Below are 11,772 nucleotides of genomic sequence, written 5' to 3'. Positions count from 1 at the left end.
TATTCTCCCTATTTATTTGAATAACGAGCCATTTGAATAACGGGCCATCGGTAACAAATAGCTCTGAATTTCGCGTTTCATACGCTCTAACAGTAATTGATCAACTTGCCGGAAAGCCCGCTGTATATAGTGATCGCTGCTTTCCCCTTTCCTGTCATTTGTTCCCAGCCATTGCTCCATCAATTTATTTTCAGCATTTTGTTGGATTTCCTCGCTGAAATCGATTTGCTGACTTTCCTTATTGAAGCAACCTTCCAGCCATGCCCAGCCACTTCGGCAAAACAAGGGAAGAGGTTCAGACATTCCCTGGAAATATCCTTCTATTATCTGATTCAGGTATTTTTTCGCTTCATCCTGCCTTAGCGGTGGAAAACGACACTCTGTACCTTTTTTACCCTCTTTTCCCCCCGTCCCATACATGCGACTTTCGCTGGTACCACCTGAGAGACAATAAGCAAGATGTTCAATCCATAATTGGATACCATCATTGGCTGTTAAGTTCGCCGGACGCCAACATAAAATTCCATCAGGCTGCACCTGATGAATTTTTCCGGTCAATATCACACTGTCTAATTCCGCATATAAATCAATGGAAGAAGATGCAGTTAGCTCCCCGCGAACCTTGTCTGCCAATGGCTGCATGGTTTCCAGTTGAGCCTTCCAGTAAACTTGAGCAAACGCGCCATGTGGTAAACCACCCGATGCGCGAAGATGATGAAACAAAGATTCAGGATGCTCTTTTTCTATCAAAATACTCAGCAGCAGTTGGTTGAATTGATAACGTTTCAGGTTATCCAGTACAAAAGGTTCTTCTTCAGGTAACTCCGTCTCTTCGATGACAAAATGTACCTTTAGACGTTGCTGGAAAAATGCCCTGACAGGATGGCGATAAAAGCGGACTAATTCATCTAGAGAAATCTCTTTTATTTCGCTGCGATCAAATGCCACCGGCTGGCAAAAATCAGTTACAGAAATGCCTTGCTGAGTTGCCGCAGGCAACCACTCTGCCGCATAACTTTGTGAGTAATGGTCAGGCAGGAAATTTTCTGTCGCAAAAGGAACACGAGTATGCTGTGAAAGCAAATGTTGTCTGACATTTCTGGCACTATCATCAACATTCAGCATTTCATCACCTGCGTGGCAAAAACTCTGGCAAACATAATCCAGTAGTTCATTAACTAATACAGATGGATTGCACTCAGTATCATCTCGAATCGATTTACCGATATAGCTGATATAAAGGAATTGCTCCGCCGAAACCAACGCCTCCAAAAAAAGATAACGGTCATCATCGCGTCGTTTGCGATCTCCCCGTTGCGTTTTTTCCACCATAAGATCAAACCCAAGCGGGGGAATAGTGCGTGGATAAACTCCGTCATTCATTCCCAACAGGCAAACAACCTTAAAAGGAATAGAGCGCATCGGCATCAGAGTACAAAAATTCAGAGAACCCGCGAGAAAACGCTGACTTATCTTCTCATCATCAAAACGAAACGCCAATTCATCGCGCAACAATACCAAAGGAACATTTTCTTCGTAATGTGCATTCAAGCCATTATCAATCACTTTTTGCCATTGTTGGGTAATGAGTGCCAATACCAGTTCAGTTTCATCATCCAACGCGAAAAAAGTTTCCAGCAATTGTGGGCACACTGCCAGCCAATCCGCCAATTTCTGCTTTTCACCCAGAATTTTGCGCCATTGGTTCAATTCCATTAAAAATTCAGCCAATTGACCGGCTAATTCGGCAGCAAGACCACTGGATTCATCATAAGGCAATACGTCATTCCACGGCCCTGCCTGACTGTCCATTGCATAACCCAGTAACATGCGTGTCAGTCCAAAATGCCAAGTATTTTGTCCCGTGGCGGGCAGAGACAATGCTTCAATGTTGCTATCATCCAGCCCCCAACAAATACCTGATTCTTTCACCCAGCGCCGCAGTAAACGCAATCCCTCTTCGTGAATAGAAAATTTGCCGGCTAAAGCAGGCACTTCCAACAATGCCAGAACTTGTTCAGCCGTAAATCGGCTCTGTGGCAAATCGAGCAAAGTAATGAATGCTTGTAAAACAGGATGCGCCTGACGAACTTTACGGTCAGAAATAGCAAAGGGGATATAGCGCTCCTCAGGTGCATTGCCAAAAACAGCCTGAATATAAGGCGCATAGTTATCAATATCCGCCATCATTACAATAATGTCCCGCGGCATCAGAGAGGGATCATCATCCAAAAAACGCAGGAGCTGATCCTGCAATACTTCTATCTCTCTTTGCGGGCTATGGCATGAATGAAAAGTCAACGAACGATCCGCACTATCAAACGAGCGTTTTTTCAGACTATTTTTGAACGTATTTTCCGTCGTTCCTATCTGGGCATGATCTTCAAGATTGAGAATATCCCGCTGGATTTGATGCAAAACGCATTCAGATTCCAACTCAACAAAAGCATGAATATCAGAATCTGGCTCTAATTGTGACAGCAGATAGAGATTATCTCTCCCCAACTTTCCCCAGGATGCCAATAATGGGTTGTTTAGGCTCTGCTCACCGTCTTCATTAAAGAGCGATGGCGCATTTTCTGGTTCTTTGAATCTCTCCAGCAATTTGCTGCTTTTATAATGTTTTGGCTTACGGCTGTTTAATCTGGCGAGAAATGTATAACTTTGAATATCTCCCCAATAATATTGGCACGGATTAGTAAACATAAGATGAATATCAATATATTTTCCTAACGTCTTAAATACTTGCAGGTAAGCGGGAGGCAGGGTAGAAATTCCGCAGATAAAAATACGCGGCGGCAAATTTTCCAATGGAAAGTTGCCTTTCTCCAAAGTTGTGATAAATCGCTGGTATAAATTAGCACGATGCCACAGGGGTTGCTGTAGCTGGCGAGTATATTCTGTCAGTTCAGACCACAATCTTTTCTGCCACAATTGATTGCTGTTCAAGCCATCAATTAATTGGCCATTACCCCAACTTTCTAACCATTGCGGACGATAAACCAAATATTGGTCGAACAAATCCGCAACCCGACCAGCCAATTGATGAATCTTGCGTTTATCGATGTCCTGATCAAGATAATGGCTAAGCGCAACAAACTCCGGCTCAGTTAATAAAGCAGGCAACAGCGTCATTAATTTCCATTTCATGGCGTCCTTACTGAAAGCACCATCTTTGGGAACATCAATCAATACTCGCGTGAACATCTGCCAGATAAAAGTTGCAGGAAGTGGGAATTCTATGTTCGCAGCAATACCCAGCTTCTCCGCCAGTTGAATCTGTAACCACTGAGACATGCCCGGGCTTTGAACTAAAATTACTTCTTTGTCAAATGGGTTAGAAAGAGGCTCACCCCCGATCAGGCTCACCGTCAACTCTTTAAGTACATCAAGTTGATTTGAATGATAAACTCTAAACATCAATGCTCCCACTGAATAGAACAACCCAATCAACATATTGATATTAAATGGAATTTATAATTACCCCATCAAATCTATACAAATTTATATACAAATTAAATCATCGCTGGGGGATTTTTATCTTATATACTTCCCTAAGAAAACATCACTCTTGTAAATCATTATATATAGTGAAATATCATCCAAGAATAACCCTCTCTATAAACTATCCGTTATTTTGTCACGCCTCCGTTTCAAACAACATCGTGATTTTTCACTACTGCGATTTGAAATATCAACAGTGGTTAATCAGCTCACTGCAAACGTAATAATAGCAACCGAAAGATATTTTTCATCTGACAGGCAGCCTTCTAAAGGGGAGAGCACTTTGCGGATGGTGAAAGGGTTTTCGTCGAAAGTTGTTAAGAGGACCGTTAGACTATGGTGTCACCTCATCAAATGATAATACATACAGTGATTCAATGAAGTGACTATTTCCCTGATATTGCGATATTAGAATAATTATTGATTTGATTCTTCTCGCGGCTTGCGCTCAACAAAATGACCGTACATATCTACATAACGGCTAGGCCAAATTTCTGCAGGGTGAATGCCGAGGAAATTCGCAATAATCCATTCACCTTTCGGTCAAGGGCGTGATAACACATTTGCTAATGTAGAAGAACTTAGTCCAGCTTCGCGGGAAACAGCCGCTAGAGTTGTACCACGCTTACATAATGCAGCAATAATATCGGCCTGATGCCAATCTTTTTTAATATCAATCATTCCTGCTACCCCTTCCATTAATTATCCATTGATGGTGGTGATTCAGACAGGGTTTGCAGACCGGCACTTATTCCGGCGAGGCATAGCCTCCCCAGCCTGAACCACTATATACCTTATCGGTCGGGCTGAGCGAGGTCAAATTTTTGTTCGATATTAAGGTGAGAAAGAACGTACCATTCTTTTCTTGATGAAAACAATTTCTCCTCTGTTCATACCCTTAATAGGCTTTGTGAGATGTCCCGAACGATTACGCCACGACGGTTTCAATGTCATCACCGTACCTCATCATCACTTAATAAGATGATGAGGTTTTTGAGTATTCGGATTCAATACCCCAACATTGTCAATAAGGATTGTAATATTCAGTTTTTTATCTTCCTTAAAACACGCCGGGATAGGCACCACCATCAATAAGGATATTTTGCCCCGTTATATAACTTGCATAAGTACTGCACAAGAAAGCACAATATGCACCAAATTCTTCGGGAGCGCCAAACCGACCGGCGGGGATTTTCTGGCTCCGTTGTATTGCGATACTTTCCGGTGAATCTGCGCATCTCGACGCTTTTTGTACAAATATTTGCCTCAGGCGATGAGTATCGAAAGCACCAGGTAATAGATTATTGATAGTGACATTATTACTTACCAGTGCGTGCGATTTTGCCAGACCACTGATGAAAGTGGTGAGTCCCCCTCGTGCTCCATTTGATAATCCCAGCTCACTTTGAGGCGCTTTAACTGCTCCAGAAGTAATATTGATAATACGTCCAAAACAACGATTAACCATTTTATCAATGACTGCCTGAATCAGGCTGATTGGGGTAAGCATATTTGTATTAATGGCCTGATACCATATTTCACGGGTCCAGCCGGAATAAATACCTGTTGGTGGGCCACCCGCATTTGTAACAAGGATTCCACCACAGGTGGTGTATTCAGCACAACATCCTGAATGTCTGATTGGGTTATATCACCGGATACCCATTTTATGGATACAGCAGCATTTATATTTTGAAGCTGCCGTGCCGCCACTTTCAATTGTTCAGGTCTTCGTGCATTAATAACAACATTTACACCTTCTGCCATCAGGGCTGCCGCGCAAGCAAATCCTAAACCTTCGCTGGCTGCACATATGACAGCCCAGCGACCCGCTATTTTCAGATCCATATTCTCTCCGTTAGTATGACGGTGAAGATAACACTATCAATGTTGGCTGCTCTATAAGTGCCGATTTTTTGTTTTGGATGCCCTGTACTGAATAAAGGTGATGAAAGCAAAACAAATCAGGGCAAGGACGAAAAGACCCCACATTAAACCTGCTGTTGTTGTTGTATGGCCGCTGGAAAAAAAACATAATACAACGGCTGCTCCTGCCATTTTTAGTGCACCTTGTAAGGCACTGCCCGTTCCGGACAGTTCTGGATGCCCATGTAAACTTATCCCAAGTAATAACGGAGAAGACAGTCCACACCCTAGCCCTACCGCAAAACTGTAAATAATGATAAATTCAATCGATAATATCTGAGTGAAATAAATAAAAATAAGCGCCATCGCGGTAAACAACACTAATAACGGCAATGAAACTTTAAGCATTCTTTCAGGTGTGGTATGTGACAACCCTTTTTTTGTCAGCAACGAACCTATGACGATCCCGGCAGAATAAATCATAAATAGATATCCATTCTGTGATGAGGATAGTTCAAATTGTGCCTGGAATATGAAAGGACTGGCAGTAAAATAACCAATTGTAATGGCAAACAAAACGGCAGAGACAACACTGTATACAACAAAATTAACGTCAGATAACAGAATGCGAAAACCTGTTATCCGGCCAGGGTTTGTTGATTTCATCGGTGATGTTTCCGGCAACGTCATTTTTACAAAAAATGCCCCTGTCAGCATCATGATGGTGAGAGCGATAAAATTAAACTTCCACGGCAGATATTCTGTGATATATCCCCCAATGACAGGCGCAAAAGCAGGCGAAACTTGTGATGCCATCGAAAAAATAGCCAGAGATTTAGATAATTCCGTTTTATCCCGGAAAGTATCACTGAGTATAGCTCTGCTAATAACCGGGCATCCACCGGCACCAATACCGGTCAGAAGCCGGAATAGAGATAGTGTGTGAAATGATTCAGCCGCAGAAGTCAGATAATTACCAATAGCGGAAAATAATAAGGAAAAAATAATGACAGGAATGCGTCCGTGTTTATCGGAGAGAGGCCCATAAACAAGCTGGGATACCGCAAAACCAACGAGATAATAAACAACAAGACTTTGTGCCTGATTGTCAGTCATTGCGAGTGCGGTTTTTATTACAGGCAGCGCCGGATTATAGAGATCTATAGAAAATAGTCCTAATACCAGTATAACGCACGAATTGATGATAATGAGTTTTGACTTCATGCCTTTTTACCTTTCATACGAGCGGGAACGCTTTTATACGTTGGTTATATTCCTTATTTGGCGTTGTGTGCTGGTTATCACATTTAATTTCGATCAAGAATGGACTGTTCTGTTGCATAATCTCGGCAATACATTCCTGTAATTGATCCGGTGAATTTACACATAAACAGTTTACCCCTAATCCTCTCGCCAATTGACACCAATCATAATCAGGAATTTTTGTCAGATCTGTTTTGTTATCCTTATTATTAAAGTAACTTGCCGCATAGGATGCATTATTAAAGATAATGAAAAGTATATTGCAATGGTATTTTGATGCTGTGGCTAACTCCATTCCCTGCATTAACATACAACCGTCACCCGTTATAACCATACATTTTCTGCCTGGAGCAGCAAAGCTGGCTCCTATCCCGGCAGGGATACTCCAGCCCATAGGACCAAGTGTGGTTGCCGATATATAGCAGAATCATAATACTGTGTCATAATACCTAAATCCCAATGACAAGGTAGAATTGAGATGGGTTACAGTCTAGATTTTCGAAGAAGAGTACTGGCATACAAAGACAAGCATGCATTGACATTCGAGCAAACCTGCGACCACTTTGAGGTCTCTATCCGCACTCTGTTCCGGTGGTGCAATAAAATAGAACCCTGTATGACACGTGATAAGCCGCCCACGAAAATCAGTGATGAGACACTTATCGCCGATGTCAAAAATTATCCCGATGATTATCAATGGGAAAGAGCAAAACGTCTGGGTGTCTCACAATCGGCTATCCATTACGCCCTGAAACGACTCAAAATAACCGTCAAAAAAACGCACAAACACCCCGCCGCTGACGAACACGCGCGTCAGGTATTTGGCGAGCGTATCCGCCATCATGAGCAGGCGGGCAAACAGATTGTTTATCTGGATGAAAGCGGCGTTGAGCAGTCCATGCCACGTACGCATGGCTATTCGTTAAAAGAGTCCCGCTGTTTTGGTTTACATGACTGGCAGCACAAAGGCCGCCTTAATGCCATTGGTGCTATCATTAAAAATACCTTTGTGACCTTAAGTTTGTTTGCCGGAACCCTTAATGCGAATGTGTTTCATGCCTGGCTGACACAAGATTTGTTGCCGAAGCTCCCTAAGGGGACAGTGATTGTGATGGATAATGCCCCTTTCCATAAACGCGGTGACACGCGACAAGCGATAACCGATCACGGATGCCAGTTAGAATGGATTCCGCCTTACAGCCCAGATTTAAATCCTATCGAAAACAAATGGGCTGAAACAAAAGCAACAAGAAGACGAGAAAGATGCTCTATTGATGAGCTGTTTACAGAGCATGTGACTTATGTCTGATTATATTGATTCTTCTATAACGTTTGATGAAGCCTGTCTGCGATGGATCGAAGAAAAGGCTGATAAAAAATCACTGGACGATGATAAAGGTCGAATGGGATTTTGGCTGGAATACTTCGGCGGAGTGAAGTTAAAGGATATAACCGAAGCCAGAATTTATACGGCAGCCAGCAAGATGAAAAACCGTAAGGCCAAGGAACGCTGGGAAAGTAAAGTTAAGGCAGCCCAGAAAACAGGAAAAGAGATCCCCGCATATAAGGAAGTTCCTGTCTCGATAGCAACCAAAGCGAAACACTTGTCATTGATAAAATCATTGCTGAGAGCTGCAGAACGGGATTGGAAGTGGTTAGAAAAAGCGCCAGTGATTAAAGTTCCAACTGTCAGAGAGAAACGTGTTAGATGGTTGGAACCTCACGAGGCCCAAAGATTAGTTGATGAATGCCCAGAGCCATTAAAGTCAGTTGTTAAATTTGCTTTGGCTACGGGGCTGAGGCGGTCAAACATTATTAATCTGGAGTGGTCTCAAGTTGATATGCAACGCCAAGTTGCATGGATACACCCAGACCAAAGCAAATCAGCTAGGGCTATAGGGGTAGCCCTAAATGAAACGGCTTGCAGAGCACTGCGTGATCAGATAGGCAGCCATCATAAATGGGTTTTTGTCCATAACAAATCTTCAACTAATCCCGATGGAAAAGCAATGCCTACAGTCAGGAAGATGCGTGTTGATGAGAACACAGCATGGAACGCAGCATTAAAGCGAGCGGGTATAGAAGATTTCAGATTTCACGATCTGAGACATACTTGGGCTAGCTGGCTGGTTCAGTCAGGCGTCCCATTATCAATTTTGCAGGAAATGGGCGGTTGGGAGTCAATCGAAATGGTGAGGCGTTATGCTCATTTAGCACCTAGCCATTTAACCGAACACGCTCGGCAAATTGATGCGCTTTTTAGTGGTTGCGTCCCAAATACGTCCCAGTCAGGAAAAATCACAGTTGCAAAATAGGGGTAACTTATTGATTTTAAATGGCCCTACAGGATTCGACAATAATAATTAATCTTTTGTTTTTAAATGATTTTATTTGGTTCAATTATCTACCATACCCCCTATAATACCCCCGCATTATTTTGTCTCTGTTTGCCTGATTTCTATCTGGTTGGCACTGTGGAGAGTAGGGTTTTCATTGCAAAAATATCATCAATAAAATCAAAGTTGTCAAAAATGAAATAATAGTTTCAAGGCGGTCTATCTGTTATTTTATTAAAATAGTAGCTCAACCAAATTTCATTATGACCAAATTACAGCCACCGAGATAACGGTGAATACTCAGCCAAATATTTATCGAAAGATTCACCATTAAGGACTTTTGCCTCAAACAATGGTTTATTTATCTCATTTAAAATCTCAAGATCCTCGTGGCAACCAGTATTTTCAAAAATAAATAGCAATGCTTTATCGATAAATTCAATTTCTCCAGAATCTTTAGCATCCACAATCAAATGTACAATTTTAGTTTTAATTTCTTTACTTTTAAAGTAATAATTATTTTCGTGTAAGTGCTCTTTAACATAGATATCATCTAATTCTTTAGATAAAAACTCAAGATTTAGATAAAAATAGTTATTCATTTTATAACCTCATATACTCCAGAGTAAATATAATAATCCAGTGAAATAAAATTAATTGTACTTATTAATCAAATCCAAGATATAAATAATATGTTAACCAAAATAACTAGCCCGAAGTTGAAAAAGAAATGAAGCAAAAAGAAAAGTATACCCCGCCATAAACTTCCAGTTTTTCTTAAATATATACCAAGAATTCCAAATGCTTCTAAATCGCCTTATATTATCTAACTTTCCAAATAAAACTGTTCTTTCATGATACGATAGATTTGAAATTGTTATTTTTTTATTATACGTTTTTCCATTTTCGTAAAACTAGCTTTATGATTTATGGAAACAAGTTTATCAAAGAAGAACATCAAACTAAGTAAGAAAGCAATCATTTGAGCTGTTTGATTGGGTATTCCCCAACATCCTATACCAACTAGCAATGACCATTCAGCAATAGAATAATGTTGTAATTTTTTCCACCATTGATTCATATTTCTAGCGTAATTTGTTATATCTCGCTTTATTTTTGAAAATTCCAGTGATCTTTGACAATGACAGCAACGTTTCAAAATATACTCCGTTATAATTTATTTATAGGAAAATAACTCAGTAAAAATATATTGCCATGAGTATAAAATTAACAACTATAAATATTATTTATCCTCATGGCTTATTTCATTAAAACTAAACTATTCAGTAAGATTTTTGCGAGCCTTACGCTCAATAGGCTGACCATCATATGAATCAAAATACCGACTAGGCCAGATTTCTGAAGGATGTATTCCGAGATAATTCGCAATTATCCACTCACCTTTAGGCCATGGCCTACTGAGAGTATTTGCTAGTGTAGATGAACTAAGCCCCGCTTCACGAGATACTGCCGCTAAGGTTGTACCGCGCTTACGTAATGCAGCAATAATATCAGCTTGATGCCAGTCTTTTTTAATATCAATCATTCCTGCTACCCCTTCCATTAATTAATATTGATGGTGGCGATTCAGACAGGGTTCGCGGACCGGCGTTCACTTCCGGCAAGGCAAAGCCTTCCCCGCCTGAACCGCCATTGAAGGACGATAGCAGGCACACTGGCAAAAAGATTATTTACCAGTGCCCGTGAACGCAAGGCCGCGACGCCTTGACCATTGGATTGTGCCAATGGCGGAGTCACTTTAACTGATTGTTTTATCTAACTCAATAACTGAACTGCTAAGTTGAACGACTATAAACCCGCTCAACATAACGCCCACGTCCGTCACCGTGCCCCAAATCCATTGAAACCAATGCCCTTGACTCTTGATGACTAAAGCCATTTTGTTGATAAAGCGCCAGCGCATCCTGCGCCCATGCATACCGCAAACTATGAGGAGAGTGGTAGCCCTTTAACCCAATCTTTGTAGTATGTGTACGCCAGTAGTTCATGGCCTGTCTGAGATCCGGCTTATCAATCAATCTGCCTCCTCTCTGCTCAGCCACAGCAATAGCCTGTTCTATAGCTTCTTTCACCGCCACAACATCCAATACACGGGTTTGCCTTGGTCGGCCGCCTTTTGTACCGAAAACAACATGCAATTTTGGTTCTGGTTGTTCTAATTGTTTTCGCCAGCTTTTCAATGAAGCACTACATTGCACCGCTTCCTGAGAACGCAGCCCCATCAAACGGGCAAGTTTCAGTGTGGCTGCAAATCCGGCGTCCCGTTCAAGGGCTTTCTGATAAACAACCTGAAACGTGGCATCAGGGATCGCCTGCTTTGTTCCCTCACGACTGGCTCCACTTAATCCCAATGCCTGATTACTCAAACGTGAAGAAGTTTCCAGTTTCTCCCTACCTGCCATGCGGAAAATATTGCGCAGCGCGGACATTTCATTTTGCATAGTTCGCTTGGCAACACCCTGCGATAAACGGACATCAACGTAGTGCTCTACGTGCTTGGTTTTTAAATGGCTGAGGCTTTTAACCTGAATATTCAGACTCAATAACAACGCGCCTAAACGACCCGCAATCCGAATGCGGTCATGGCAGGTTTTATGGCTGCCACCACCTTGACGAGCAAAAAACTTTAATTCCTTAATCAATCGACTCATCGGCTTCTCCTTACTTAACCTTTCAACATGCGATCTCTGGCGCGCGACAGTACGGACAAAGCAGGAAATACCTGCTTTGCCCCTGACGGATATCTGTGCGCCAGAGTGAACGCTTGTTGAGGTATTGCGGG

The 11,772-nt window shown here is 41.8% G+C and carries 10 protein-coding genes and 2 pseudogenes; 2 read left to right on the top strand and 10 right to left on the bottom strand.

Going from position 1 to position 11,772, the window contains the following annotated elements; genetic code table 11:
• Positions 1-12: 12 nt before the first annotated feature.
• From recC to AC5JQI_RS02905, 6 genes and pseudogenes are all read right to left on the bottom strand, one after another.
• On the bottom strand, positions 13-3,420 hold the full coding sequence (gene recC / locus AC5JQI_RS02930) for an exodeoxyribonuclease V subunit gamma (protein WP_493913679.1): 3,408 nt from the start codon (positions 3,418-3,420) through the stop codon (positions 13-15).
• A 501-nt stretch (positions 3,421-3,921) separates the two neighbouring features.
• Positions 3,922-4,185, bottom strand: a pseudogene (locus AC5JQI_RS02925) (helix-turn-helix domain-containing protein).
• A 379-nt stretch (positions 4,186-4,564) separates the two neighbouring features.
• Complete coding sequence (locus AC5JQI_RS02920) at positions 4,565-5,041, bottom strand: SDR family oxidoreductase (RefSeq protein WP_493914590.1); 477 nt, start codon at positions 5,039-5,041, stop codon at positions 4,565-4,567.
• On the bottom strand, positions 4,993-5,352 hold the full coding sequence (locus AC5JQI_RS02915; protein WP_493913678.1) for an SDR family NAD(P)-dependent oxidoreductase: 360 nt from the start codon (positions 5,350-5,352) through the stop codon (positions 4,993-4,995). Before AC5JQI_RS02915 ends, AC5JQI_RS02920 begins: the two co-directional genes overlap by 49 nt.
• Before the next feature lie 51 nt (positions 5,353-5,403).
• Complete coding sequence (locus AC5JQI_RS02910) at positions 5,404-6,594, bottom strand: Bcr/CflA family efflux MFS transporter (protein ID WP_493913677.1); 1,191 nt, start codon at positions 6,592-6,594, stop codon at positions 5,404-5,406.
• A 13-nt stretch (positions 6,595-6,607) separates the two neighbouring features.
• Positions 6,608-7,027 carry a thiamine pyrophosphate-dependent enzyme gene (locus AC5JQI_RS02905; RefSeq protein ID WP_493913676.1) on the bottom strand — a complete coding sequence of 140 codons (420 nt, stop codon included), beginning with the start codon at positions 7,025-7,027 and terminating at the stop codon, positions 6,608-6,610.
• Positions 7,028-7,111: 84 nt separating this feature from the next.
• On the opposite strand from AC5JQI_RS02905, the gene AC5JQI_RS02900 reads away from it, so the two are divergent.
• Positions 7,112-7,942: an IS630 family transposase gene (locus AC5JQI_RS02900; RefSeq protein WP_493913675.1), complete on the top strand. Its 831-nt coding sequence runs from the start codon at positions 7,112-7,114 to the stop codon at positions 7,940-7,942.
• Between the two features lie 16 nt (positions 7,943-7,958).
• Positions 7,959-8,948, top strand: a pseudogene (locus AC5JQI_RS02895) (tyrosine-type recombinase/integrase); the annotation flags it as partial.
• Positions 8,949-9,241: 293 nt separating this feature from the next.
• Here the strand turns inward: AC5JQI_RS02895 and AC5JQI_RS02890 are convergent.
• The 4 genes from AC5JQI_RS02890 to AC5JQI_RS02875 all read right to left on the bottom strand — a co-directional run bounded on the left by AC5JQI_RS02890 (position 9,242) and on the right by AC5JQI_RS02875 (position 11,641).
• Entirely contained in the window at positions 9,242-9,571 is a 330-nt protein-coding gene (locus AC5JQI_RS02890; protein WP_493913674.1) for a hypothetical protein, read from the bottom strand.
• 275 nt (positions 9,572-9,846) lie between these two features.
• Positions 9,847-10,128 carry a hypothetical protein gene (locus AC5JQI_RS02885; protein ID WP_493913673.1) on the bottom strand — a complete coding sequence of 94 codons (282 nt, stop codon included), beginning with the start codon at positions 10,126-10,128 and terminating at the stop codon, positions 9,847-9,849.
• A gap of 120 nt (positions 10,129-10,248) precedes the next feature.
• Positions 10,249-10,515 (bottom strand): helix-turn-helix domain-containing protein, encoded by a 267-nt coding sequence (locus tag AC5JQI_RS02880; protein ID WP_493913672.1) that lies wholly within the window; start codon positions 10,513-10,515, stop codon positions 10,249-10,251.
• Positions 10,516-10,765: 250 nt separating this feature from the next.
• A complete protein-coding gene (locus AC5JQI_RS02875) occupies positions 10,766-11,641 on the bottom strand; it encodes an integrase domain-containing protein (protein ID WP_493913671.1) in 876 nt (291 codons plus the stop codon).
• Positions 11,642-11,772: the final 131 nt, after the last annotated feature.

Source organism: Xenorhabdus sp. XBWT, from assembly GCF_059072735.1.
This window is presented reverse-complemented; position numbering and strand designations above follow the sequence as displayed.

What these genes read in the sequence shown, in the direction of transcription:
- recC (WP_493913679.1), bottom strand. Translation starts at nt 3,420, where the DNA reads ATGTTTAGAGTTTATCATTCAAATCAACTTGATGTACTTAAAGAGTTG.
- AC5JQI_RS02915 (WP_493913678.1), bottom strand. Translation starts at nt 5,352, where the DNA reads ATGGATCTGAAAATAGCGGGTCGCTGGGCTGTCATATGTGCAGCCAGC.
- AC5JQI_RS02910 (WP_493913677.1), bottom strand. Translation starts at nt 6,594, where the DNA reads ATGAAGTCAAAACTCATTATCATCAATTCGTGCGTTATACTGGTATTA.
- AC5JQI_RS02905 (WP_493913676.1), bottom strand. Translation starts at nt 7,027, where the DNA reads ATGGGCTGGAGTATCCCTGCCGGGATAGGAGCCAGCTTTGCTGCTCCA.
- AC5JQI_RS02900 (WP_493913675.1), top strand. Translation starts at nt 7,112, where the DNA reads ATGGGTTACAGTCTAGATTTTCGAAGAAGAGTACTGGCATACAAAGAC.
- AC5JQI_RS02890 (WP_493913674.1), bottom strand. Translation starts at nt 9,571, where the DNA reads ATGAATAACTATTTTTATCTAAATCTTGAGTTTTTATCTAAAGAATTA.
- AC5JQI_RS02880 (WP_493913672.1), bottom strand. Translation starts at nt 10,515, where the DNA reads ATGATTGATATTAAAAAAGACTGGCATCAAGCTGATATTATTGCTGCA.
- AC5JQI_RS02875 (WP_493913671.1), bottom strand. Translation starts at nt 11,641, where the DNA reads ATGAGTCGATTGATTAAGGAATTAAAGTTTTTTGCTCGTCAAGGTGGT.